Below are 24,268 nucleotides of genomic sequence, written 5' to 3'. Positions count from 1 at the left end.
GGAGGACGAGACGCCCTCCGGCCTGTTGGGTGGCTGACGGGACTCGAACCCGCGACACCCAGGATCACAACCTGGTGCTCTACCAGCTGAACTACAGCCACCATTGCCGCGAGCCGGCACCCATACCTGGGCCAACGAGCGGCGACCATCGATACTAGCCGCTCGGTGGCTCGGTCTCCGAATCGATTGTTTGAGTTGGATTCTCTCCGTCCTGGAGATCGGCGACCACCATCTCGATTTCGCTGGTAGACGGCCCTGGCAGGGGGACGAACGCGGTCCGCCGGTAGTACTGCAATTCGCGGATGGATTCATGGATGTCGGCCAGCGCTCGGTGCGTAAGCCCCTTGGCGGGCTGTCCGTAGTAGATGCGCGGGTACCAGCGCCGGCAGAGTTCCTTGATGGAGCTGACGTCGATCATCCGGTAGTGCAGGTAGGAGTCCAGCTTCGGCATGTCGCGGGCGATGAACGAGCGGTCCGTGGCGATCGAGTTGCCCGCCAGCGGCGCCGTCTTGGGTTGCTTGACGTGTGTGGTGATGTAGTCCAGCACCATCGCCTCGGCGGTGGCCAGGTCGACGGTGGACGCTTTCACCTCGTCGATGAGCCCCGAGCGCGAATGCATTTCGGCGACCACGTCGATCATCGACGACAGCGCGGCGTCGTCGGCGTGGATCACTACATCGACCCCGTCGCCCAGGACGTTCAGCTCGGCGTCGGTGACCAACACCGCGATCTCGATCAGCTTGTCCGAGGCCAGGTCCAGCCCCGTCATCTCACAGTCGATCCACACCAATTCGTCGCGCACAGCGCTCAGCGTATGCGCATTTCAGCTCTGCCTCTGCCGGGGCCTGGGAAGTAGTGTGAGTGTGCCGGACCGGACGGGCGCGACTCGGAAAGAGGGGCGAGCACGATGACCACCGACTCAGCGGCGACACCCGCGCAGCGGATCGCCAGCGGCTACGCCGTCCAGGGCCAGGCTTTGGAATTGGGCACGGTCGTCGTCGACGGGGCGGCGGACCCGACCGCGCAGATTCGCATCCCGCTGGCCACCGTCAACCGCCACGGGCTGGTGGCCGGGGCGACGGGAACCGGCAAAACCAAGACGCTGCAACTGATCGCCGAACAGCTAAGCGCCGCGGGCGTGCCCGTGCTGATGGCAGATGTGAAGGGCGACCTGTCCGGGCTGTCCCGGCCCGGAGAAGCCAACGACAAGACCAACGCGCGTGCGAAAGACACCGGCGACAACTGGACGGGAACGGCGTTCCCGGTGGAGTTCCTTTCGTTGGGCACCAAGGGAATCGGCGTGCCGATACGTGCGACGGTCGACAGCTTCGGCCCCGTTCTGTTGTCAAAGGTATTGGGGCTCAACGCGACCCAGGAGTCGACCCTCGGGTTGATCTTCCATTGGGCGAAGGGTCGAGACTGGCGGCTGGTCACCACCGACGATCTGCGCGGCGCCATCAGCTACCTGACCAGCGACGCGGGCAAGGAAGACCTGAAGTCCCTGGGCGGCGTGTCGGCGACGACGGCGGGCGTCATCCTGCGGGCGCTGGTGAACCTCGACGCCGAGGGTGGCGACACGTTCTTCGGCGAGCCCAAGCTCGATCCGAACGATCTGCTGCGCACCGACGGCCAGGGCCAAGGGATCATCTCCCTGCTGGAGTTCACGGGTCAGTCGGTGCGTCCCGTCATCTTCTCCACCTTCCTCATGTGGTTGCTCGCCGACCTGTACGCCAAACTCCCCGAGATCGGCGACGTGGACCGGCCCAAGCTCGTCTTCTTCTTCGACGAGGCGCACCTATTGTTCGCCGACGCGTCCAAGGCGTTCCTCGAGCAGGTCGAACAGACCGTCAAGCTGATCCGCTCCAAGGGTGTCGGGGTCTTCTTCTGCACCCAGCTACCCACCGACATACCCAATGACGTGCTGTCTCAGCTGGGCGCTCGGGTGCAGCACGCGTTGCGGGCGTTCACGCCCGACGATCAGCAGGCTCTGTCCAAGACCGTGCGCACCTATCCGAAAACCGATGTCTACGACCTGGAGTCGGCGCTGACGTCGCTGGGGATCGGCGAGGCCGTCGTGACCGTGCTGTCCGAAAAGGGCGCACCGACTCCCGTCGCGTGGACGCGCATGCGGGTGCCCCGTTCGTTGATGGCCTCGATCGGCACCGACGCGATCGCCGCCGCGGCCAAAGACAGTCCGCTGCAAGCCAAGTACGGGCAAACGGTTCAACAACCGGCGCAACCCCAGGCCGGTCCGCAAGTTCCGCAAACCCATTCCGACTACCCGCCGGTCCCACCGAACGAGCCGATTCCGCCGATGCCCGCTCCCGTGGAGCCGGCGGAACCGAAGGGTCCGGCGATGTGGGAGGAGGTCCTGAAGAACCCGACGGTGAAAAGCGGCATCAACACCGCGATCCGCGAAGCGGTGAAAGCGATCTTCGGTACCGGCGGACGCCGCCGGAAGTAGCGCCTAGCGCAAATTCGGCGTTTTTTCGGCTGACTGCGTGACGGCCCCCGGCTTGAGGTGGCTGACCACAATGCAGTCCAACATCTCCTCGGAGAAGTAGTGTTCGCAACCGCGCAGGTACTTCACGTACTGGTTGTAGGTCTCTTCGGAGGTGACCTCAACGGCCTTCTCCTTGTTGGACTCCAGCGCGTCACCCCAGAGATGCAGCGTTCGGATGTAGTGTCGACGCAACGAAACCGGTTCTGGCACAATAAATCCCGCCTTCTCGGCGTGTTCGACCATCATCGACGTTGACGGCAGCCGCGCACCGGGGAAGATATCGGTGATCATGAACCTGATGAATCGCATCGTCTCGAAGGTCAGCTTCTTGCCGCGGGCGGCCAAGTCGTAGGGGTGGTAGCTGATGTTGGTCTGGATCGTCATCCGACCGTCGTCCGGCATGATGTCGAAGCACCGCTTGAAGAAGTCGCTGTAGTTCTCGTGCCCGAAGTGCTCGAAGGCCTCAATCGATACGATCCGGTCGACGGGCTCGAAAAAGTCTTCCCAATTCTGCAACCGAACCTCGCGCGACCGAGTGCTGTCGATGGCGCTGAGGACCTGTTCACAGTGGGCGTGCTGATTGTGGGACAGCGTTAAGCCGATGACGTTGACGTCGAATCTTTCGACGGCGCGCTTCATGGTGGTGCCCCAGCCGCAGCCGATGTCCAGCAGCGTCATCCCCGGCTTGAGGTCCAGCGTGTCGAGGTTGAGGTCAATCTTGGCGAACTGCGCCTCTTCGAGGGTGAGATCCGGCGGCTCGAAGTAGGCGCAGCTATACGTGCGGCTGGGGTCCTGGAACAGCGCGAAGAAGTCGTCTGAGAGGTCGTAATGTGCCCGGATGTCCTCGGGACGGGTCCGTGTCTTGGTCGGGCCGGGCTGCACGTCAGCTATGTTCGTCATCTCCCCCCCGAACGAAATGCACTGTCTGTGCAGAATACCCGCGTCGCTCCCCGAATGAGGGGAAGTCTAAGGGGTTCGCCGGGCGCGTGGCCTGTCGTTCGTCGGATACCGCTGGGGTGACCCCGAACACACGCCCGAGACCGGCTCACCGCACTCGGGGCGACACTTCGGAATGGTTCTGAGCCTGCGCGCCATGGGCGGCGACACAGCGAACCCTTTTGTGACGAACTGGAGAGCCGCCGGAAGTAGCCCCTACCCACCACCGAGCTTCTTGTAGAAACTGCCCGCGATCGGTGCGACGATCGCGCGAGGGGCGTACCCGCTCGCCACCGACATGGCCTTCGATGTCAGGCCGGGCACCACGCGCATCTTGTTGCGCTCCAACGCATCCAAGGAAATCTGTGCGGTGTGCTCGGTCGAGATCCACAGAAAGTCGGGTACCAGCTTCTCCACCAGGGACCGTTCGGCCTCATCGGGGAGGTCGGTGCGAACCGGCCCCGGCGCCAACAGCGTGACGTGCACACCGGAATTGCGCAGTTCGCCGCGCAGAGATTCGCTGAACGTGTTGGCGAACGCCTTGGTGGCCGCATAGGTGGCGTTGTAGGGAATCGGCGAATTGCCGGCCGCCGAACCGGAAATCAGGATGCCGCCCGCCTTGCGCTCGACCATGCCCGGCAGCACCGCCAACGTAAGGTCATGCACGGCAATGGCGTTCAGCTGCACCTGGGCCTTCTCGCCCGCCGGGTCGAGGCCCGCGACCGGACCGAACGTCGCCGTGCCCGCGTTGGCGCACAGGATCGAGACGGGACGGGCGGCGAGTTCGTCGCACAGTTTCGCCCGTTCCGTCGGGTCGGCCAGGTCGGCGGGGCGCACCTCGACGACGACTCCGTACTTGTCGGTCAGCCGGGCGGCCAGGCCGTTGAGCAGGTCCTCGCGGCGCGCGGTCACGATCAGGTTGTGCCCGCGGGCGGCAAGTTCGGTGGCCAGCGCCGCGCCGATGTTTTGCGAAGCCCCGGTGACAACGGCGCGCGCGTCGGGACTGGGAGCTGGGACCGGCATGCGGCCCATGGTAGACAGCCTCGCACCCAATAGAGTGCCGAGCATGAGTCAGCGAGGGCCGGACGCCGTCGGGCCCGTGCCATCGCAGGTGGTGGCGTGGGCGCTGTACGACTGCGGCTCCCTCGGCATGAACGCGATCGTGGCGACCTTCGTCTTCTCGGTCTACCTGACCGGCAGCGTCGGCGCCGGAATGTCCGGTGGCACCTCGCCGGCGAGTTGGCTCGGTCGCTCGCTCGCGGTCGCGGGGTTGACCATCGCCGTGCTGGCGCCGGTCGTGGGGGTGTGGGTGGAGGCCCCGCACCGTCGGCGGGTGGTGCTGACGGTCTTGAGCGGTCTCGCCGTCGCGTCGACCAGCTCGATGTTCTTGATCCGCGACGATCCCAGCTATCTTTGGGCGGGCCTGGTGCTGCTGTCCGCCACGGCCGCGTGCGGTGATCTCGCCGGGGTTCCCTACAACGCCATGCTGCGTCAGGTCTCGACGCCGCGGACGGCGGGGCGCATCTCCGGCCTCGGCGCGGCGTCGGGGTTTACCGGCAGCGTGGTCCTGCTGCTACTGGTCTATTTCGGGTTCATCGCCGGAACCGGTCCGGAGCGCGGGCTGCTGCACGTGCCCGTCCACGACGGGCTCTATGTCCGGGCGGCGATGCTGCTGACCGCGGCGTGGTTCGCCGTGCTGGCGCTACCGCTGCTGTTCGTCGCCCACCGGCTGCCGGACTCCGGCGAAACGTCGCGCCCGACCAGCATGCTGGGCGGCTATCGCAAGCTGTGGGCAGAGGTGCGTACGGAATGGCGCCGCAATCGCAACTTGGTCTATTTCCTGGGGGCCAGCGCGCTGTTCCGGGACGGGCTGGCGGCCATCTTCGGCTTCGGCGCCGTGCTCGGCGTCAACGTGTACGGCCTGTCCCAGGCCGACGTGCTGGTGTTCGGCGTGGCGGCCAGCGTCGTGGCCGCAATCGGCGCGATGACCGGCGGGTTCGTCGACCACCGGATCGGATCCAAACCGGTGATCGTCGGGTCGCTGGTCGCGCTCATCGCCGTGTCGGCCACCATGATGGCGGTGTCCGGTCCGCACGCGTTCTGGCTCTGCGGATTGCTGCTGGCCATGTTCGTCGGTCCTTCCCTTGCGTCGTCGCGCGCCCTGCTGCTGCAGTTGGCGAAGGACGGCGGGGAGGGTGTCGCGTTCGGCCTCTACACGATGACGGGACGGGCGGTCGCGTTCGTGGCGCCATGGCTGTTCTCCGTCTTCGTCGACGTCTTCGGCGCCGTGCGTGCCGGGATTGCCGGGATCTGTCTGGTGCTGACCGCCGGACTGGCGGCGATGCTGGTGGTTCGGGTTCCGGCGCGCGCCGGCCAGCCCGCGTAGGCCTAGCCGCGCGCGTCGCAGACCGTCAGGCCCACCCCTTCGCGCTGGCTCACCTGGACCCCGGCGACGGTCAGCGAGCAGGTGACGTTGTGTCCGAAGTTGACGACCGTGACGTTCGGCGGGTGCGTGGCCGACTTGGACAGGCTGACCTCTTTGCTCCACGGCAGCGCGACGTTGAACTCGGTCTGCAGCATGTCGCCGGTGCCGATGTAGACGATGCTGAGCGCGCGGCCCTCGCCGGTGACGTTGTAGACGACGTCTTGCATCTCCACCGGGCCGGTCGTCTCGGGCGGCGCGCCCGACGCCGTCGGCGGCGGCAACGGCCGGAACGTGCGCGACGGCGGGGTCGTCCGGGTCGACGGGCTCGGCGTCGGCGTTTCCGCAGTCGAACCGGGCATGGCCGGCAGCGGCGGAACAACGGTCTGGTTCCTGATCGCGTCGTTGACCAGCACCAGCGCTATCACCAGCGCGACCGCCAGCAGCACCGCCACACCGGCGCCGATCCACAACCAGCGCGGCGGCTTCCGGCCCCCCGGCGCCGGGGGAGCGGCCCCCTCGGGCGGTGCGTCACCCGACGTCGGCAGCTCCTGCTGCCAGTAGCCGGGCAACTGTTTGGTGTCGTTCAGATCGGAGGTCCATTGCGAGCCATACCCACCATAGGTGGGCGCGTAGGGCCCCGCCTGGTCGGCGTATGCGGGGTCGACGGGCGGATACGGGTAACCCTGCCGCCCGGCCGGTCCTGACCCCGGTAGAGGGGGACTAAACCGCTCGGGTCGACGTGGATCGTTCATGTCCACCTCATGGCTTGCAGGGTACCTGGACCGGGCGGTTCGGCGGTGAGACTCCGAAGTACGCGACTCAGGGGCAGGAATTGGCGGCACTGAGTGCGGCGACCGTCATCGCCCGCATGACAGCGCGTGACCGCGTCGCGCGAGCCGGTCGTGACCGCGTATCGTCCGGGGACTTCATGCTGTGCGGTGTCGAGTTCAGCAGGCCGAACACCGCGTGCGCCGTCAGCCGGGCGTCGGCCTCGGCCAGCTTGGGATTGAGCTCACGCAGTACACCCACCCAGACCTCGACATATTGACGCTGCGCCTTGCGGACCTGCCTTTCGGCGGCCTCGGGCAGGTGCGCCAGGTCGCGATCCTGGATCCGGATCAGGTCGGGTTCACCCAGGGCGAAGTCGAGGTGGAAGTCGATGAGCTCGTCCAACGCGGCCGTCGCGTCGGCATTGCGGGCCCGTGCGCTCCGGGCGCCGGCAAGCAGCCGGGTGCTGATCCCCACCAGCAACTCGACCAACATCGACTCCTTGTTGGGGAAGTGGCGATAGATCGCCGGGCCGCTCACCCCGGCGGCGGCACCGATGTCTTCGAGGCGCACCGCGAGGAAGCCGCGCTCGGCGAAGAGCCGTTCGGCGGCCGACAAGAGTTGCACGCGCCGGTCGGACTTCAACTGGCTCCGGCGATTTGGGGCGTCGGCCTGGCCCTCTGGCGCGGATGCAGTCAAGGCGGGCCTCCGTCCACAGCTCGTCCGTTCGGTTAATCGTCACTAACTTAGCACGAGCGGGCCCGGTTACAGATGTCCGAGAAGGGTTTACGGTTGGTAACCGAACCAGCCGGAGGCGCCGTGGCACACCTTTCATACGACCGGGGGCCGAGCGATCCGCCGTTGCTCGAAACGACGATCGGGGCCAACCTCGCCGCCACGGCCGCCGAGCATCCGCAACGCGACGCACTGGTCGACGTGGCCGCGGGGCGACGCTGGAGCTACGTCGAATTGCTGGCCTTGGTGCGCAGGTTGGCAACGGGATTGGTCGGCGCGGGGATCCGCCGGGGCGATCGCGTCGGGATCTGGGCGCCCAACCGGTGGGAGTGGGTGCTAGTCCAGTACGCGACCGCGGAGATCGGCGCGACCCTGGTGACCATCAACCCGGCCTACCAGCAACGCGAATTGGACTATGCGCTAAGGCAATCCGGGGTCGCGATGGTGGTCGCCGCCCGGGATTTCAAGACCACCGACTACGCCGCGATGCTGCGTGAGGTGGCGCCGCACTGCCCCGACCTGAGCGACGTGGTGCTCCTGGACGGCGAGCGGTGGAACGAGCTGTCCGGCACCGACGCCGACCCGGCGAGGCTGGCGGCGATCGCGACCGCCCTGGATTGCCGCGACCCGGTCAACATCCAATACACCTCCGGCACAACGGGATACCCGAAGGCGGCGACGCTGACCCACCGCAACATACTGAACAACGGCTACCTGGTGGGCGAGCTGCTCGAGTACACCGCGCGGGATCGGATCTGCATCCCGGTGCCCTTCTACCACTGCTTCGGCATGGTGATGGGCAACCTGGCGGCGACCAGCCACGGCGCGTGCATGGTGATTCCGGCGCCGGGTTTCGACCCCGCCGCTACGCTGCGGGCGGTGCAGGCCGAACGCTGCACCAGCCTCTACGGCGTCCCGACCATGTTCATCGCCGAGCTCGGCCTGGCGGACTTCGACGACTACGAATTGGGCAGCCTGCGCACCGGGATCATGGCCGGCTCGCCGTGCCCGGTTGAGGTGATGCGCAAGGTGATCGAACGCATGCACATGCCGGGCGTCTCCATCTGCTACGGCATGACCGAAACATCGCCGGTATCAACCCAGACGCGCATCGACGACTCACTGGAACGGCGGGTCGCGACGGTCGGCCGGGTGGGCCCGCATCTGGAGGTCAAGGTGGTGGACGCGACGGGCGGGCACACCGTGTCGCGCGGGGTGGCGGGCGAGTTCTGCACCCGGGGCTATTCGGTGATGGCCGGGTATTGGAACGACCCGGAGCGGACCGCCGAGGTTATCGACGCGGACGGCTGGATGCACACCGGGGACCTGGCCGTGATGGACGAATGCGGCTATGTCCAGATCACCGGTCGCATCAAGGACCTCATCGTCCGTGGCGGCGAGAACATCTCACCGCGCGAGATCGAAGAGTTCCTGTACACCCACCCCGACGTCGTCGACGCCCAGGTCATCGGGGTGCCCGACGAACGTTATGGCGAGGAGGTCATGGCGGTGGTGATCCTGCGCGCCGGAGCGCCGGCGCTGACCATCGAGAGCCTGCGCGAGTTCTGCGCCGGGCGGATCGCGCACTTCAAGGTCCCGTGTTACCTCCGGGTCGTCGACGAGTTCCCGATGACCGTCACCGGCAAGGTGCGCAAAACCGAGATGCGCGAGCAAGCGATCGAGTACCTGCGTGACCAGGGCTGAGCGCCCTGGACGCAGCGTGCTCGGCGATGGTATTCTCACGCCAGTTAATGAGGATTAACTGAAATCAGGAGGCTGCTGCGGCGATGGACAAGGTGGTCACCTCACCTACGGCGGCTGCCGACGCCGTGGCCGACATAACCGACGGGTCGTCTCTGGCGGTCGGGGGATTCGGGTTCTGCGGCATCCCCGAGGCGCTGATCTCGGCGCTGGTCGACTCCGGCGTGCGCGACCTCGAGACGGTGTCCAACAATTGCGGCGGTTACGGTGTCGGCCTGGAAGCGCTGTTGCACCACAAGCGAATTCGCCGGGCCGTCGCGTCGTACGTCGGCGACAACAAGGAGTTCGCCCGCCAGATCCTCGCCGGCGAACTCGAGGTGGAGCTCACCCCGCAGGGCACTCTGGCGGAGCGGCTGCGCGCCGGCGGGATGGGAATCCCGGCCTTCTACACCCCCGCAGGGGTCGGCACCCCGGTCGCCGACGGCGGCCTGCCATGGCGCTACGACGCTTCGGGTGGGGTGGCCGTGATGTCGCCCCCGAAGGAGACCCGCGAGTTCGACGGCGTCACCTACGTTCTCGAGCGGGCGATCCGCACCGACTTCGCGCTGGTGCACGCCTGGAAGGGCGACCGGCACGGCAATCTCGTCTACCGGGCGGCCGCCGCCAACTTCAATCCCGACTGCGCGACGGCCGGCAGGATCACCATCGCCGAGGTCGAACACCTGGTCGCGCCCGGGGAAATCGACCCGGCCGCGGTGCACACCCCGGGCGTCTTCGTGCACCGGGTCGTGCACGTGCCCGACCCCGCCAAGCCGATTGAGAAGGTCACGGTGCGGTGAGCTGGACCAGGGAGGGCCTCGCCGCGCGGGTGGCGGCCGAATTCGAGGACGGCCAGTACGTCAACCTCGGCATCGGCCTGCCCACCCTGATCCCGAACCACATCCCCGAGGGAGTCACCGTCGTCGTGCATTCGGAGAACGGGATACTCGGTGTCGGGCCGTATCCCAGGCCCGAGGACGTCGACGCGGATCTGATCAACGCGGGCAAGGAAACGGTCACCACGATGCCGGGTGCGGCGTTCTTCGGCTCCTCGACCTCGTTCGGGATCATCCGCGGCGGGCACCTCGACGTCGCGGTGCTCGGCGCCATGCAAGTCTCGGCGACTGGCGACCTGGCCAACTGGATGATTCCGGGAAAGCTGGTCAAGGGCATGGGCGGCGCGATGGACCTGGTGCACGGCGCCCGCAAGGTGATCGTGATGATGGAACACACCGCCAAGGATGGCAGCCCGAAAGTCGTTGAGCGGTGCACCCTTCCGCTGACCGGCGTCGGCTGCGTCGACCGCATCATCACGGACCTCGCCGTCATTGACGTCCGCGACGACGGCCTGCACCTCGTGGAGACCGCCCCCGAGGTCTCGGTCGACGAGGTGATCGCCAAAACCGAACCGCCCCTTATGCCGGCGACCACCGGGAGGCCTACATGAGCACCGCCGTCACCACCGCGCCGTCGTTCGCCGACGAGCACCGGCGGCTGGTCGCCGAATTGAACGCCAAGTTGGCCGCCGCCGCGCTAGGCGGCAACGAACGCGCGCGGGAACGCCACGTCAGCCGCGGCAAGCTGCTGCCCCGCGAGCGGGTGGACCGCCTGCTCGACCCCGGCAGCCCGTTTTTGGAGCTGGCCCCGCTGGCGGCCGGTGGCATGTACGACGACGAGTCCCCGGGGGCCGGGATCATCACCGGGATCGGCCGGGTATCCGAGCGCGAGTGCGTGATCGTCGCCAACGACGCGACCGTCAAAGGCGGCACCTACTACCCGATGACGGTCAAGAAGCACCTGCGCGCGCAGGAAGTCGCGTTGCAGAATCGGCTGCCGTGCATCTACCTGGTCGACTCCGGCGGCGCGTTTCTGCCGCGCCAGGACGAGGTCTTTCCCGACCGCGAGCACTTCGGCCGGATCTTCTACAACCAGGCGACCATGAGCGCCAAGGGGATTCCGCAAGTGGCCGCGGTGTTGGGATCGTGCACGGCGGGCGGCGCCTACGTGCCGGCGATGAGCGACGAGGCCGTCATCGTGCGCGAGCAGGGCACCATCTTTCTCGGCGGCCCGCCGTTGGTCAAAGCCGCCACCGGTGAGATCGTCTCGGCCGAGGAACTCGGCGGCGGCGACCTGCATTCGCGGGTCTCCGGCGTCACCGACCACCTCGCCGACGACGACGAGGACGCGCTGCGGATCGTCCGGTCCATCGCGGCCACGTTCGGGCCGCGCGAGCCCGCCCAGTGGGAGGTGCAACCGTCGGTCGAGCCCAGGCACGCACAGACTGAGCTCTACGACGTGGTGCCACCGGATCCCCGCGTGCCCTACGACGTGCACGAGGTCATCGTGCGCCTGGTCGACGGCAGCGAATTCAGCGAATTCAAGGCCAATTACGGCAAGACGCTGGTGACGGCCTTCGCGCGCATCCAGGGCCATCCCGTGGGCATCGTCGCCAACAACGGCGTGCTGTTCAGCGAATCGGCTTTGAAGGGCGCGCATTTCATCGAGCTGTGCGACAAGCGCAGGATTCCGCTGCTATTTCTGCAGAACATCGCCGGGTTCATGGTCGGCCGCGACTACGAGGCCGGCGGCATCGCCAAGCACGGCGCCAAGATGGTCACGGCCGTGGCCTGCGCCCGGGTGCCCAAGCTGACCGTCGTCATCGGCGGCTCCTACGGGGCGGGCAACTACTCGATGTGTGGACGCGCGTATTCGCCCCGCTTCCTGTGGATGTGGCCCAACGCACGCATCTCGGTGATGGGCGGCGAGCAGGCCGCGTCGGTGCTGGCGACGGTACGCGGCGAGCAGCTCAGCGCGGCGGGCAAACCGTGGTCGGCCGACGACGAGGAGGCGTTCAAGGCCCCCATCCGGGCGCAGTACGAGGACCAGGGCAACCCCTACTACTCGACGGCGCGATTGTGGGACGACGGCATCATCGACCCGGCCGACACCAGAACGATTCTTGGGCTTGCCCTTTCGGCGTGCGCCCATGCGCCGCTGGAACCGGTCTCCTACGGCGTATTCCGGATGTGAGGCGATGTTCGAAACCGTATTAGTGGCCAACCGCGGCGAGATCGCGGTGCGGGTGATCCGCACGCTGCGCCGGCTCGGCATCCGGTCGGTCGCCGTCTACAGCGACCCCGACGCCGCCGCGCGGCACGTGCTCGAGGCCGACACCGCCGTGCGCCTCGGGCCCGCCGCGGCGCGGGAAAGCTACCTCGACATCGACAAGGTCGTCGACGCCGCGGTGCGCACCGGGTCCCGGGCGATCCACCCGGGCTACGGGTTCCTCTCGGAGAACGCGCATTTCGCCGCGGCGTGCGAGCGCGCCGGCGTGGTGTTCCTGGGCCCGCCGCCACGGGCGATCGAGGTGATGGGCGACAAGATCACCGCGAAGAACGCCGTCGCCGCGTTCGACGTCCCGGTGGTGCCCGGAATAGCCAAGCCGGGCCTGACCGATGACGAACTCGTCGCCGCCGCCGACGAGATCGGCTATCCGGTGTTGATCAAGCCGTCCGCCGGCGGCGGCGGCAAGGGCATGCGGCTGGTGGAGGACCCCGCGCGGCTGCGCGAGGCGCTGGTGGGTGCGCGACGGGAGGCCGCCTCCTCGTTCGGCGACGACACGCTGTTCCTGGAGCGGTTTGTGTTGCGGCCCAGGCATATCGAGGTGCAGGTGCTCGCCGACACGCACGGCAACGTGGTTCATCTGGGCGAGCGCGAGTGCAGCCTGCAACGGCGCCACCAGAAGGTCATCGAGGAGGCGCCCTCGCCGCTGCTCGATCCCGCGACACGCGCGCGGATCGGCGCCGCGGCCTGCAACACCGCCCGCAGCGTGGACTACGTCGGCGCGGGGACGGTGGAGTTCATCGTCTCCGCGGAGCGTCCCGACGAGTTCTTCTTCATGGAGATGAACACCCGGCTGCAGGTGGAGCATCCGGTCACCGAGGCGGTCACGGGCCTGGACCTGGTGGAGTGGCAGCTGCGGGTGGCCGCCGGCGAGAAGCTGGGGTTCGCCCAGGACGACATCGAACTGCGCGGGCACGCGATCGAGGCCCGCGTGTACGCGGAGGATCCCGCGCGCGGGTTCCTGCCCACCGGCGGCGAAGTGCTCGCGGTGTCCGAACCGTCGGGTGCCGGCGTGCGGGTGGACTCGTCGCTGCTGGCCGGCACGCGGGTCGGCAGCGACTACGACCCGATGCTGAGCAAGGTGATCGCCCACGGCGACGATCGCGAGGAGGCGCTCGCGAAACTCGATCGGGCACTGGGGCAAACCGTGATCCTCGGCGTGCAGGCCAACGTCGAATTCCTCCGCTTCCTGCTGGCCGATGACCGGGTGCGCGCCGGTGATCTGGACACCGCGCTGCTCGACGAGCGGCTGGCGGACTTCGCGCCGGCGCCGGCGCCCGACGACGTGCTCGCCGCAGGCGGGCTGTACCGCCAGTGGGTTCTGGCGCGCCGCGGCCGGGGGAACCCGTGGGCGGTGCCGACGGGATGGCGGGTCGGTGGTGGCGCCGCGCCGGTGCGCACCGCGATGCGCACCCCGCTGCGCAGCGAGACGGTGTCGGTATGGGGAACGCCCGAGGCCGCCCGGGTTCAGGTCGGCGAGGGCGAGATCGTTTCCGCCAGCGCGGAACTCGACAGCGCACGGATGAGCGCGACGCTGGACGGGCGGCGCCGCGACTACTGGTGGGCCGAGGCCGACCGGCACCTGTGGATCGCCGACGAGCGGGGAACCTGGCACCTGCGCGAGGCTGAGGAGCACAAGATTCACCGCGCGGCAGGCGAGCGGCCGGCCGAGGTCGTCAGCCCCATGCCCGGCAACGTGATCGCCGTGCAGGTCAGCTCCGGCGACGAGGTCTCCGAGGGCGACGTGATCGTCGTCGTCGAGGCGATGAAGATGGAACATTCTCTGCCCGCACCGGTTTCGGGTCGAGCGGAGCTGCTCGTATCGGTCGGCGATCAGGTGAAAGTCGATCAGGTGCTGGCTCGAATTAAGGACGGATCATGACGACAACAATTACTACGATTTCCGGGGGAACGTTACCCAAGGAATACGAGGACCTTCGCGACACCGTCGCCGACTTCGCGCGGACCGTGGTCGCGCCGGTGTCGGCCAAACACGATGAGGAACACAGCTTCCCGTACGAGGTCGTCGCCAAGATGGCCGAGATGGGCTTGTTCGGGCTGCCCTTTCCGGAGGAGTACGGCGGCATGGGCGGCGACTACTTCGCGCTGGCGCTCGCGCTGGAAGAACTCGGCAAGGTCGACCAGTCGGTGGCCATCACGCTGGAGGCTGGCGTCGGGCTCGGCGCGATGCCGATCTACCGGTTCGGCACCGAGGAGCAGAAGCAGAAATGGCTGCCGGACCTGACCGCCGGCCGGGCGCTGGCGGGTTTCGGGCTGACGGAGCCGGGTGCCGGCTCCGACGCGGGCGCCACTCGCACCACCGCCCGGCTCGACGACGGTGAGTGGGTGATCAACGGCAGCAAGCAGTTCATCACCAACTCCGGCACCGACATCACGTCGCTGGTCACCGTCACGGCGGTCACCGGAACCCTGGCGGGCGACAAGAAGGAGATCTCGACGATCATCGTGCCCAGCGGCACACCGGGGTTCACCGTCGAACCGGTCTACAACAAGGTCGGCTGGAACGCGTCCGACACCCACCCGCTGAGCTTCGCCGACGCCCGCGTCCCGGAGGAGAACCTGTTGGGCGCCCGCGGGACCGGCTACGCGAACTTCCTGTCCATCCTGGACGAGGGCCGCATCGCGATCGCCGCGCTGGCGACCGGGGTCGCGCAGGGCTGCGTCGATGAAAGCGTCAAGTACGCCAAGGAACGCCAGTCGTTTGGCCAGCCGATCGGTTCGTATCAGGCGATCAGCTTCAAGATCGCGCGGATGGAGGCCCGCGCCCACGTCGCGCGCACGGCGTATTACGAGGCCGCCGCGAAGATGTTGGCGGGCAAGCCCTTCAAGAAGGAGGCGGCGATCGCGAAGATGGTTTCCTCCGAGGCCGCGATGGACAACGCCCGCGACGCCACGCAGATCCACGGCGGCTATGGCTTCATGAACGAGTATCCGGTGGCGCGCCACTATCGCGACAGCAAGATCCTCGAGATCGGTGAAGGCACTACGGAAGTGCAGCTGATGCTGATCGCGCGGTCGCTGGGGCTGTCGTGACGCGCGCCGGCGACGATGCAGTGGGGGTGCCCCCAGCCGCGCAGCGGCGAGGGGGACTGAGCGATGAGGTGGGGGCACCTCCCGCTTGCGGGGGAGAGCGGCGCTCATGACGGAACCCCGGTCGATTATCCAGCGGGGCTTGTGGTTTGAGGAGTTCGAGATCGGCACCACCTACCTGCACCGTCCCGGCCGCACCGTCACCGAGGCCGACAACGTGTTGTTCACCACGCTGACGATGAACACCCAGTCGCTGCACCTGGACGCGGCGTGGGCCGCCGAGCAGCCGGGCTTCCGCGGCGAGCGGTTGGTGAACTCGATGTTCACCCTCTCCACGCTGGTGGGGCTGTCGGTGGCGCAGTTGACACTCGGCACGATCGTCGCCAACCTCGGCTTCTCCGAGGTGTCGTTCCCCAAGCCCGTCTTCCACGGCGACACCCTGTACGCCGAGACCGTGTGCACCGACAAGCGCGAGTCGAAGAGCCGGCCCGGCGAGGGCATCGTCACCCTCGAGCACACGGGCCGCAACCAGCACGGCGACGTCGTGGCGCGGGCGGTGCGGACCACCCTGGTACAAAAGCGGCCAGACACAGAGGAGTCGTGATGGACCTGCGCGCCGCCGGCCCGGCCTGGTTGTTCTGCCCGGCCGACCGTCCCGAGCGTTTCGCCAAGGCCGCCGCCGCGGCCGACGTCGTGATCCTCGACCTCGAAGACGGCGTGGCCGACGCCGACAAGCCCGCTGCCCGCAAGGCGCTGCGGGAAACCCCGCTGGACCCCGAGCGCACCGTGGTGCGGATCAACGCCGCCGGCACCGACGAGTACGCCCGCGACCTGGAGGCACTGGCCGAGACCGCCTACACCACGGTGATGCTCTCCAAGACCGAATCGGCCGCGCAGGTCACCGCGCTGGCGCCGCGCGAGGTGGTCGCGCTGATCGAGACGCCGCGCGGCGCGGTGTTCGTCGCCGAGATCGCCGCGGCCGAGGGCACCGCGGCCGTGATGTGGGGTGCCGAGGACCTGGTCGCCACCCTCGGCGGCAGCTCCAGCCGGCTGGCCGACGGCACCTATCGCGACGTCGCCCGGCACGTGCGCTCGGCCGCCCTGCTCGCGGCGTCCGCGTTCGGCCGGATCGCGCTCGACGCCGTCCATTTGGACATCCGGGACATCGAGGGCCTCCGGGCCGAGGCCGACGACGCCGTCGCCGTCGGTTTCGACGCGACCGTCTGCATCCACCCCAGCCAGGTCGCCGTCGTGCGGGAGGCCTACCGCCCCAGCGAGGAGAAGCTGGACTGGGCACACCGGGTGTTGGCGGCGGCGCGCACCGAGCGTGGCGTGTTCGCGTTCGAGGGACAGATGGTCGACTCGCCGGTGCTCAAGCACGCGGAGATGTTGCTGCGGCGGGCGGGGGAGCCCGCGTCGGGCTAACTGATCGACGTCGCGGAGCCGTCGTGCTTCTACCGCCGCGACCGACCTTGGTCAACTTGGGGCTCGGAGTCAACGGGTGCGTTGCTATCGAACCCGACTGCTACGTCACGAGAAAATACACGTCGAAACCGACCGATTATCGGTAAGCTCTTATATCGGAATATTTTGTGGTACAACGACTTCTGAACGCGGCGCACTCTACTGATAGCCCCCGGTATCCGATTTCGTCGTACGCTCAGATGCTGACGTCCATTCGAGCCTGCTGGGCCGAATCGCTTCTTTAAGATAATGAGTTTGTTGGCGAGCAGAGCCGTTTGCGGGCAATACGAATTCGGTCACCGAACCTGCCGGCTTGCTATGGCGTCAGCCGGAGCAGTCAACTGCGACCTCAAGGGCAGTGCAGATCGCGCGCATCCGGGTATCGGCAAGCCGGCCAAGCCGACTGACCAATACTGCGATCGAGACACTTTCGACCGAGTCCAGGTTGACCGCCGAACGCCGGGGGATCGGATCGACACCAGGTTCAAGGATGACTTCGCTTGCCAGCCCTCGGACGGTCGTGGTGCAGGGAGCGACGAGTGCGCGTCGAAGCCGAGGGATCGCCGCATCACGCGACAGCACCACAACCGGGCGCCGACCGATCTCGGGCATTTCGCACCACCACACCTCTCCGCGTGCTGGCAGTTCACTCACGAAGCCCCCGCCGCCCGCCGCCAGGACGCCAGGTCACCCCACTCGTCAGGCTCATCGGCCGGGTGCTCGTCGTAGGCGGCATAGCTCGCATTAATCTCACCCGATCGATGACGAGCGAGTAAGGCACCGAGAGCCTCATCGATGAGGGCGGCGTCAGTGATGCCCGCACGCACGTCGCGCGCACTGCTCAATAACTTGGCGTCCACCGTGGTGCTCAATCGTATGCGATTCATGCCATAACTATGCCATACCTGCATGTTCGCCACGCTCCGCTCCCGCGGCCGTTAGGACCCGACTTTGATCGTCTGGGACCGCCGGGGCGTCGCTAACGCTGGAAAACTATTCGGCCGCATGAAGCGCGCAACCAGTCACTGACTCAGATTGTCAACGGCGTCCAGCATCTCAGCCAGAGCGGTTGCCGCCCGCCACAGGTGATCCTCGGGCGATTCGTCATAGCCTTTGTGGCGTCGGCGCCAGTCGCGGTCCCAGTAGCCCTCGAGCACAGATCGCAGGTGCTCACGCGACACTGCCAGCTCGGCCCGCAACTGCGTCGTCAGCTCGGCGTCGGACGGCTGGACAATGGCCAGGCGCTCCAACCGGCGCGACCGGAGGGCGTCGATCGCCGACAAGTCAAGGCCGGTGTCAACGGCCCAGACCTTCACTACCCGCCGATGCTGATGACTCCATGCCGGCCATGCTCGCGGTCGGTAACACCAGAGAAACGGCCGCTTACCGAGACCCAGTTGGTGGCCAATCGCTTCTCCGGCGGGGTGTATTGCCAGCCAGGGAAGCTCCTCGGCGGGAAGATCGAGAACGAGCACGACTGCTCCCGTGTCCAGGGTCTCAGCGAGCGACAGCAGCCCCCCGGTCACCCATATCTCATTCAGGGGCCACCGATGTCGGTCGCCGAGTTCCAGCCACTGCGCCGCGACCGTCGCCATCTCGACAAGATGCCCGATGGCCGTCGAACGCTTCATGGCGTTAGGGTAATCACATTGGCCGAGTGTCATGGCACCCACGGCGGGGCGCCCGTATTGATTGGGTGTCGATTGATCGAAACGCGCACCGCGACAGGCATTCCGGGCCGAACATGCCCATGCCTCGGGGTGGGCAGACGATGTCCGCTCCAGGTTTAGTTGACATCCGCGCACCCTTCAGTCGTCTCCGCGGACCACCGGCAAGATGTTAGCGGGTCGCTTATGCGACACGCTTTTTGCTGAGCCGCGATCAACGCGGCGTCTTCGTATTTGGGCGCATAATGGGGGATACGCCAGTCTCGCGGCGAGCGGAGACTCTCCTGGAGTTGGCGATCGCCAAGGAGGCGGTATGACGGAATTCGCTCGGAAGCCGATGACCGTCGACCTGGAGCCGATCCAGCTCATCGCCGCCGACGGCACGCCGACCGCCGAGCGGCGCTACGGCCGCGACCTTCCGCCGGAGACGCTGTGCTGGCTCTACGAGATGATGGTCGTCACCCGCGAGCTCGACACCGAGTTCGTCAACCTGAAACGCCAAGGGCAACTGGCGCTGTTCGCGTCGTGCCGCGGCCAGGAAGCCGCCCAGGTCGGCGCCGCGGCGTGCCTGCGCAAGACCGACTGGCTGTTTCCGCAATATCGTGAGCTCGGCGCCTATCTGGTGCGCGGTATCCCACCCGGGCACGTGGGGGCCGCGTGGCGGGGAACGTGGCACGGCGGCCTCGATTTCACCAAGAAATGCTGCGCCCCAATGTCGATCGCGATCGGCACCCAGACCCTGCACGCCGTCGGCGCGGCGATGGCCGCGCAACGCCTGGGGGAGGATTCGGTGACGGTGGCCTTCCTCGGCGACGGCGCCACCAGCGAGGGCGACGTGCACGAGGCGCTGAACTTCGCCGCCGTGTTTACGACGCCGTGCGTGTTCTACGTGCAGAACAACCAGTGGGCGATTTCGGTGCCGGTCTCCAAACAGACGGCCGCTCCTTCCATCGCGCACAAGGCAATCGGCTACGGAATGCCCGGGATCCGGGTGGACGGCAACGACGTCCTGGCGTGCTACGCGGTGACGGCCGAGGCCGCCGCCCGGGCCCGGGCCGGTGGCGGCCCGACGTTGATCGAGGCGGTCACCTACCGGCTCGGCCCGCACACCACCTCCGACGATCCGAGCCGATACCGCAGCCAGGATGAAGTGGACCGGTGGGCGGCGCTGGACCCGATCCCGCGCTACCGCACGTACTTACAGGGCCGGGACCTGTGGTCGCAACGCCTGGAGGATCGGGTCATCGCGCGCGGAAAGCGGCTGCGGTCCGAACTGCGCGAGGCGGTGTTCGACGCGCCCGACTTCGACGTCGACGAGGTGTTCACCACGGTGTACGCCGAGATCACGCCCGGGCTGGAGGCACAACGCCAACAGCTTCTGGCCGAACTGGGGAGGCTCGAGTGACCCAGCTCGCCGAGCCCCCGGGTCTGCCCGCCCTTGATGCGGCAACCGGAACGCAACAGCTGACCATGGTGCAGGCGCTCAACCGCGCGCTGCACGACGCGATGGAAGCCGACGATCGCGTCCTGGTGTTCGGCGAGGATGTCTCCGTCGAAGGCGGGGTCTTCCGGGTGACCGAAGGGCTCGCCCAAACCTTCGGCGAGCAAAGGTGTTTCGACACGCCGCTGGCGGAGTCGGCCATCATCGGCATCGCGGTCGGCCTGGCGCTGCGCGGCTTTGTCCCGGTGCCGGAGATCCAGTTCGACGGATTCTCCTACCCGGCCTTCGATCAGGTGGTCAGCCACCTGGCCAAGTACCGCACCCGCACCCGCGGCGAGATCAACATGCCCGTCACCGTCCGGATCCCGTCGTTCGGCGGAATCGGTGCGGCCGAACATCATTCGGACTCCACGGAGTCCTACTGGGCGCACACCGCCGGCCTGAAGGTGGTGGTGCCGTCCAGCCCGGGCGACGCCTATTGGCTGCTTCGCCACGCGATCGCCTGCCCCGACCCGGTGATGTACCTCGAGCCGAAGCGGCGCTACCAGGGCCGCGGCCTGGTCGACGTCAGCCGGCCGGAACCGTCCATCGGGCAGGCGATCGTGCGGCGCCCGGGCCGGGACGTGACCGTCATAACCTACGGCAGCCTGGTGAGAACCGCCGTGGCCACCGCGGAAGATGCCCAGCGCCAACACGACTGGAGCCTGGAGGTCATCGATCTGCGGTCACTGGTCCCGCTGGACTTCGACACGATCGCCGCGTCGATCCATCGGACGGGGCGCTGCGTGGTGTTGCACGAAGGACCGCGCAGCCTGGGCTACGGGGCCGGCCTGGCCGCCCGCATCCAGGAGGAGATGTTCTACGAGCTGGAGGCACCGGTATTGCGCGCCTGTGGTTTTGACACGCCCTATCCGCCGGCCCGGTTGGAAAGGCTGTGGTTACCCGGCCCCGACCGGCTGCTGGACTGCGTCGAGCGCGTGCTGGGCCTGCCGTGAGCACCGACGAGCGCATCAAGCCGTTCCGGGTTCCCGACCTCGGCGAGGGGCTGGAAGAGGTGACGGTGTCGTGCTGGTACGTCACCGCCGGCGACGAGGTCGAGCTCAACCAGGTCTTGTGTTCGGTGGAAACCGCCAAGGCCGAGGTGGAAATCCCGAGCCCGTACGCCGGGCGAATCGTCGAGACCAACGGGGCCGCGGGCGATGTGCTCAAGGTCGGCGCGGTGCTGGTCCGCATCGACACCGCGCCCGCCGGCACCAACGGTGAGGCCGCGGCGCCGACGCTGGTCGGCTACGGCGCCGACGCGGCCATCGACGCGAGCCGACGGGCCGCCCGGCCGCTCGCCGCGCCACCCGCGCGCAAGCTGGCCAAGGAACTCGCGGTCGACCTCGCGTCGATCCGGCGCGATCCGGGAGAGATCATCACCCGCGCCGACGTGCTGGCGGCCGCCCGCGGGACGGGGCGGGACATTCGGCCGGTCCGCGGCGTGCAGGCCCGGATGGCCGAGAAGATGGCGTTGTCCCACAAAGAAATCCCGGCCGCCACGGTCCGCGTCGACGTCGACTGCAGCGCGCTGCTGCGGCTGCGCGACCGTTGTCGTCCGGCTCACCCGGAGATCACGCCGTTCGTGCTGACGCTGCGGCTTCTCGTTATCGCCTTGGGCCGCAACCTGATTCTCAACTCGACCTGGGTCGACTCGCCCGAAGGACCGCAGGTGCAGGTCCATCGAGGCGTGCATCTGGGGTTCGGCGTGGCCACCCAACGGGGGCTGCTGGTCCCGGTGATCAGCGACGCACAGAACAAGACGACCCGCGAACTGGCTAGCAGGACAGCCGAATTGATCGCCGGCGCGCGGGAGGGCAGCCTGACGCCCGCGCAGTTGCTGGGCTCGACGTTCACGGTGTCGAACTTCGGGGCGCTGGGCGTGGACGACGGCGTGCCGGTGATCAACCATCCGGAGGCGGCGATCCTGGGCATGGGAGCGATCAGGCCACGACCGCTTGTCGTCGGCGACGAGGTTGTTGTCCGGTCGACGATGAGCATGACGTGCGTGTTCGATCATCGCATCGCCGACGGCGCCCAGGTGGCGCAGTTCGTCTGCGAGCTGCGGGATCTGATGGAGTCGCCCGAGACCGCTCTGCTGGACCTGTAGGCGTCAGGAGGACGCCGGCGTCTGCGTCGGCGTCGGCGTCGCCGACGTCGAGGGGGTCTGTTCGATCTTTATCTGGTCGGTCTCGGTGTAGCCCGCCGGTCGGCCGCAGGCCGGCACGATGTAGGTGTGTTGGGCCGTTCCGGTGAGGGTGTTCGGATCCCACGTCATGTGCGAGCTCGCCCCGTATTGCGTGTATGAACCGTCCGCGCAACTGATGTTGTTGAGCGTGTCGAGCACCCATTGCCCGTCGACCAACCGCGCCTGGCTCCCGCCCGCGCCCGCCTTGATGAAGACGCATCCGTCGCCGCAGGAGTTGACCGTCCAGCTGGAGGTGAGGGTTCCACCGGAAGGCAGTGTCGCGGTCTCGGTGTAGCTGCCGTCCATGGTCGGCGTGTCAGCCCACGCCGTCCCGGCCGCGACGACGACTAAACCGGCGAACATCGTGGTAACTACGAATCGTCGTCCGATGGCCATGCTCGTGTTCCCCTCTGGATCCGTTCAGGTGCGCCGAGCGCTGGTGATGGTGTACCACAGGTTGCGCCTCCCCGCGATTTGAGAAACGACTCCTCGCGGTAAACGTGCAGGTCAGGGCGGTGGTGGCCGGGCTGCTGTCGCGCGCGCAGCGGTAACGGGGGAGAATCGTCTCCTCGCGCTTACCTGCGCCACTGCGGCGCAGCGCAATGGGAAAGGGCGGGGAGCGCCATGAAGAAACCAGCGGCCGTAGCAATCGCGATCGGGATGGCATTCGCGGCAATGCCGCTCGCTCATGCCGACGACCCGTGGATTGCCATGGCGATCTCGGATTCCACGGGGAAGATCAAGTTCACCACTGGGGGAAGCAGCCAATCCGACGCGGAGAAGACGGTGATGTCGGCGTGTCGCAATACGATCAGCGACTGTCGCCTGTTGGCCAGCGGGCCGGGCGGGTGCGTGGCGATCGCCATGCCCCCGGCGCACACCAGATACTTCGGCGGCTGGGGTGCCACACGTGAGGACGCGGAGGCCGCCGCAGTTGCAAACTCCGCCGGGGGAACGGTCCTCAAGGACCACACCCATTGCGCGGGAGATCCCACGAGCTAGCGGCCCCGCTGAAACGCGGACGCGGTGGTCGTCTAACGGCGCCGCGCCGCGGCCAATCTGCTTGCGAATTCCGGCGATTGGATGGAGAACGCCTGCGGGCCGAGCTCCGTGAGCATGGCGAGGTCGTGCTGCTCGGTGTCCACCGATCCCGGGTTGATCGTGGCGCGCATGGTCGCCTTGGTCGCCAGCACCACGTCACGGGGAGCCGCCGCGGGACCCGCGGCCAGCTCCAGCGCCGCGGCGACGGGATGGTCGGCGACGGTGAGCGCCAACCCGTGCCGCACAGCGGATTCGGCGTCGAAGCGCATCCCGAACAACAGGGCAGCGCGCGCGACCTGGGGACCCACCGCGCGTTGCAGCATCCAGGTCGCGCCCCCGCCGGGGTGGAGGCCGAGCTTTTGGAAGCGGGCGTCGAACAACGCGCCGGGCCCCGCGATGCGCACGTCGGCGGCCAAGGCCAGGTTCAGGCCCGCGCCGACGGCCGCCCCGTTGACCGCGGCGATCGTGGGCAACCGGCAGTTGCCGACGGCCATGAAGCCGTCGTAGATGCGCCGCAGCCCCGACTCCGCCGCGCCCGCACCTGCGGCGCCCAGGGCGCTGAGGTCGGCGCCGGCGCAAAAAGCCTTGCCCGCGCCGGTGACCACGACGGCGTGCACGTCGGGATCGGCCTCGGCCCGCTCCACGGCCTCCCGCAGGCGCGCCGACATCTCGTCGGTGAAGGCGTTGCGCCGATCGGGATCGTTGACGGTGATGAGCGCGACGCGGGCGTCGACGCTGTATAGGACGGGGTCGGACTGGCTCACCCGGATAACGGTACTTGGCGCGCTCACCGGCCCAAACGCTCACCAAGAATCCATTGAGGATCCCTCAAGCCCTCCCGCCGATGCTCAGTTCACGAGCAGCAACGATCCGGCATCTGACGGGAGGAGCACCCCATGCGCACCACGGCGGAGAAGAAGGCGAACAGGAAACTCGGATTCCTCCGGTTGGCGATGGTCTCTTCCGCCACCGCGATCATCATCGCGATCGGTATGGCGGTCGCCTACTTCAACCTCCCGGCCGCTGGCCACCCGTGCTCCGTGCGGAACGCCACCGCGCGCGACGCCGCCGGGCACACCATGTGGTGCAACCCGACGACGGCGGCGGGCCACGACACGGTCTGGCAGTACGCGCCGGGCGCTTAGCA

The 24,268-nt window shown here is 67.7% G+C and carries 24 protein-coding genes, 1 tRNA gene and 1 pseudogene; 15 read left to right on the top strand and 11 right to left on the bottom strand.

Going from position 1 to position 24,268, the window contains the following annotated elements; translation table 11 throughout:
* Window positions 1–28: 28 nt before the first annotated feature.
* A tRNA-His gene (locus AC5Y4S_RS09360) sits at window positions 29–101 on the bottom strand.
* A gap of 53 nt (window positions 102–154) precedes the next feature.
* Window positions 155–802 carry an oligoribonuclease gene (orn, locus tag AC5Y4S_RS09355; RefSeq protein ID WP_067155274.1) on the bottom strand — a complete coding sequence of 216 codons (648 nt, stop codon included), beginning with the start codon at window positions 800–802 and terminating at the stop codon, window positions 155–157.
* A 105-nt stretch (window positions 803–907) separates the two neighbouring features.
* Between orn and AC5Y4S_RS09350 the strand changes: the two genes are divergently transcribed.
* Window positions 908–2,464 (top strand): helicase HerA-like domain-containing protein, encoded by a 1,557-nt coding sequence (locus tag AC5Y4S_RS09350; protein WP_500032339.1) that lies wholly within the window; start codon window positions 908–910, stop codon window positions 2,462–2,464.
* A gap of 3 nt (window positions 2,465–2,467) precedes the next feature.
* On the opposite strand, the gene AC5Y4S_RS09345 is transcribed toward AC5Y4S_RS09350, so the two are convergent.
* Together AC5Y4S_RS09345 and cmrA are read right to left on the bottom strand one after the other, a co-directional pair.
* Window positions 2,468–3,403, bottom strand: a complete 936-nt coding sequence (locus tag AC5Y4S_RS09345; RefSeq protein WP_500032338.1) for a cyclopropane mycolic acid synthase family methyltransferase — start codon at window positions 3,401–3,403, stop codon at window positions 2,468–2,470.
* 252 nt (window positions 3,404–3,655) lie between these two features.
* Complete coding sequence (gene cmrA / locus AC5Y4S_RS09340) at window positions 3,656–4,462, bottom strand: mycolate reductase (protein WP_500032337.1); 807 nt, start codon at window positions 4,460–4,462, stop codon at window positions 3,656–3,658.
* 43 nt (window positions 4,463–4,505) lie between these two features.
* On the opposite strand from cmrA, the gene AC5Y4S_RS09335 reads away from it, so the two are divergent.
* The gene (locus AC5Y4S_RS09335; RefSeq protein ID WP_500032336.1) at window positions 4,506–5,825 is read left to right on the top strand and encodes an MFS transporter; all 1,320 of its coding nucleotides are present in this window, start codon (window positions 4,506–4,508) and stop codon (window positions 5,823–5,825) included.
* Window positions 5,826–5,827: 2 nt separating this feature from the next.
* Here the strand turns inward: AC5Y4S_RS09335 and AC5Y4S_RS09330 are convergent, their stop codons facing one another.
* Both AC5Y4S_RS09330 and AC5Y4S_RS09325 read right to left on the bottom strand, forming a co-directional pair.
* Entirely contained in the window at window positions 5,828–6,616 is a 789-nt protein-coding gene (locus tag AC5Y4S_RS09330) for an MmpS family transport accessory protein (protein WP_500032335.1), read from the bottom strand.
* A gap of 67 nt (window positions 6,617–6,683) precedes the next feature.
* On the bottom strand, window positions 6,684–7,331 hold the full coding sequence (locus AC5Y4S_RS09325) for an SACE_7040 family transcriptional regulator (RefSeq protein WP_500032334.1): 648 nt from the start codon (window positions 7,329–7,331) through the stop codon (window positions 6,684–6,686).
* Window positions 7,332–7,403: 72 nt separating this feature from the next.
* On the opposite strand from AC5Y4S_RS09325, the gene AC5Y4S_RS09320 reads away from it, so the two are divergent.
* The 8 genes from AC5Y4S_RS09320 (at window position 7,404) to AC5Y4S_RS09285 (ending at window position 16,706) form a co-directional block, all read left to right on the top strand.
* Window positions 7,404–9,071 carry an AMP-binding protein gene (locus tag AC5Y4S_RS09320; protein ID WP_500032333.1) on the top strand — a complete coding sequence of 556 codons (1,668 nt, stop codon included), beginning with the start codon at window positions 7,404–7,406 and terminating at the stop codon, window positions 9,069–9,071.
* 83 nt (window positions 9,072–9,154) lie between these two features.
* Complete coding sequence (locus tag AC5Y4S_RS09315; protein ID WP_500032332.1) at window positions 9,155–9,907, top strand: CoA transferase subunit A; 753 nt, start codon at window positions 9,155–9,157, stop codon at window positions 9,905–9,907.
* Window positions 9,904–10,554, top strand: a complete 651-nt coding sequence (locus AC5Y4S_RS09310; protein ID WP_500032331.1) for a CoA transferase subunit B — start codon at window positions 9,904–9,906, stop codon at window positions 10,552–10,554. Before AC5Y4S_RS09315 ends, AC5Y4S_RS09310 begins: the two co-directional genes overlap by 4 nt.
* The gene (locus AC5Y4S_RS09305) at window positions 10,551–12,137 is read left to right on the top strand and encodes a carboxyl transferase domain-containing protein (RefSeq protein WP_500032330.1); all 1,587 of its coding nucleotides are present in this window, start codon (window positions 10,551–10,553) and stop codon (window positions 12,135–12,137) included. Before AC5Y4S_RS09310 ends, AC5Y4S_RS09305 begins: the two co-directional genes overlap by 4 nt.
* 4 nt (window positions 12,138–12,141) lie before the next feature.
* Complete coding sequence (locus AC5Y4S_RS09300) at window positions 12,142–14,112, top strand: acetyl/propionyl/methylcrotonyl-CoA carboxylase subunit alpha (RefSeq protein WP_500032329.1); 1,971 nt, start codon at window positions 12,142–12,144, stop codon at window positions 14,110–14,112.
* Complete coding sequence (locus tag AC5Y4S_RS09295; protein WP_068178251.1) at window positions 14,109–15,284, top strand: acyl-CoA dehydrogenase family protein; 1,176 nt, start codon at window positions 14,109–14,111, stop codon at window positions 15,282–15,284. The genes AC5Y4S_RS09300 and AC5Y4S_RS09295 overlap by 4 nt, the downstream gene beginning before the upstream one ends.
* Before the next feature lie 106 nt (window positions 15,285–15,390).
* The gene (locus tag AC5Y4S_RS09290; RefSeq protein ID WP_500032328.1) at window positions 15,391–15,885 is read left to right on the top strand and encodes a MaoC family dehydratase; all 495 of its coding nucleotides are present in this window, start codon (window positions 15,391–15,393) and stop codon (window positions 15,883–15,885) included.
* A complete protein-coding gene (locus AC5Y4S_RS09285) occupies window positions 15,885–16,706 on the top strand; it encodes an HpcH/HpaI aldolase/citrate lyase family protein (protein ID WP_500032327.1) in 822 nt (273 codons plus the stop codon). The genes AC5Y4S_RS09290 and AC5Y4S_RS09285 overlap by 1 nt, the downstream gene beginning before the upstream one ends.
* A gap of 363 nt (window positions 16,707–17,069) precedes the next feature.
* On the opposite strand, the gene AC5Y4S_RS09280 is transcribed toward AC5Y4S_RS09285, so the two are convergent.
* The 3 genes and pseudogenes from AC5Y4S_RS09280 to AC5Y4S_RS09270 form a co-directional block, all read right to left on the bottom strand.
* Window positions 17,070–17,399, bottom strand: coding sequence for a type II toxin-antitoxin system PemK/MazF family toxin (locus AC5Y4S_RS09280; protein ID WP_500032326.1), 330 nt, complete (start codon window positions 17,397–17,399; stop codon window positions 17,070–17,072).
* Window positions 17,396–17,650, bottom strand: a pseudogene (locus AC5Y4S_RS09275) (type II toxin-antitoxin system antitoxin MazE5); the annotation flags it as partial. The pseudogene AC5Y4S_RS09275 and the gene AC5Y4S_RS09280, both read right to left, overlap by 4 nt.
* Window positions 17,651–17,767: 117 nt before the next feature.
* The gene (locus AC5Y4S_RS09270; protein ID WP_500032325.1) at window positions 17,768–18,376 is read right to left on the bottom strand and encodes a DUF7711 family protein; all 609 of its coding nucleotides are present in this window, start codon (window positions 18,374–18,376) and stop codon (window positions 17,768–17,770) included.
* Window positions 18,377–18,725: 349 nt separating this feature from the next.
* Here AC5Y4S_RS09270 and pdhA point away from each other — a divergent pair, with 349 nt between their 5' ends.
* Genes pdhA through AC5Y4S_RS09255 form a run of 3 tightly spaced genes read left to right on the top strand, consistent with a single transcriptional unit; the run spans window position 18,726 to window position 22,002 of the window.
* Window positions 18,726–19,817, top strand: a complete 1,092-nt coding sequence (gene pdhA / locus AC5Y4S_RS09265) for a pyruvate dehydrogenase (acetyl-transferring) E1 component subunit alpha (RefSeq protein WP_500032324.1) — start codon at window positions 18,726–18,728, stop codon at window positions 19,815–19,817.
* On the top strand, window positions 19,814–20,848 hold the full coding sequence (gene bkdB / locus AC5Y4S_RS09260) for a 3-methyl-2-oxobutanoate dehydrogenase subunit beta (protein WP_500032323.1): 1,035 nt from the start codon (window positions 19,814–19,816) through the stop codon (window positions 20,846–20,848). Before pdhA ends, bkdB begins: the two co-directional genes overlap by 4 nt.
* The gene (locus AC5Y4S_RS09255; RefSeq protein ID WP_500032322.1) at window positions 20,845–22,002 is read left to right on the top strand and encodes a dihydrolipoamide acetyltransferase family protein; all 1,158 of its coding nucleotides are present in this window, start codon (window positions 20,845–20,847) and stop codon (window positions 22,000–22,002) included. Before bkdB ends, AC5Y4S_RS09255 begins: the two co-directional genes overlap by 4 nt.
* 3 nt (window positions 22,003–22,005) lie before the next feature.
* Here the strand turns inward: AC5Y4S_RS09255 and AC5Y4S_RS09250 are convergent, their stop codons facing one another.
* On the bottom strand, window positions 22,006–22,476 hold the full coding sequence (locus AC5Y4S_RS09250) for a hypothetical protein (protein WP_500032321.1): 471 nt from the start codon (window positions 22,474–22,476) through the stop codon (window positions 22,006–22,008).
* 228 nt (window positions 22,477–22,704) lie between these two features.
* Here AC5Y4S_RS09250 and AC5Y4S_RS09245 point away from each other — a divergent pair, with 228 nt between their 5' ends.
* Complete coding sequence (locus AC5Y4S_RS09245; protein WP_500032320.1) at window positions 22,705–23,082, top strand: DUF4189 domain-containing protein; 378 nt, start codon at window positions 22,705–22,707, stop codon at window positions 23,080–23,082.
* 32 nt (window positions 23,083–23,114) lie between these two features.
* Here AC5Y4S_RS09245 and AC5Y4S_RS09240 read toward each other — a convergent pair whose 3' ends face one another.
* Window positions 23,115–23,885, bottom strand: coding sequence for an enoyl-CoA hydratase (locus AC5Y4S_RS09240; protein WP_500032319.1), 771 nt, complete (start codon window positions 23,883–23,885; stop codon window positions 23,115–23,117).
* 132 nt (window positions 23,886–24,017) lie between these two features.
* Here AC5Y4S_RS09240 and AC5Y4S_RS09235 point away from each other — a divergent pair, with 132 nt between their 5' ends.
* Window positions 24,018–24,266 carry a hypothetical protein gene (locus tag AC5Y4S_RS09235; RefSeq protein WP_500032318.1) on the top strand — a complete coding sequence of 83 codons (249 nt, stop codon included), beginning with the start codon at window positions 24,018–24,020 and terminating at the stop codon, window positions 24,264–24,266.
* Window positions 24,267–24,268: the final 2 nt, after the last annotated feature.

Source organism: Mycobacterium sp. NGS64 (assembly GCF_059812245.1).
The sequence above is the reverse complement of the archived record's forward strand: the minus strand, read 5'-3'. Positions and strand labels throughout refer to the sequence as shown.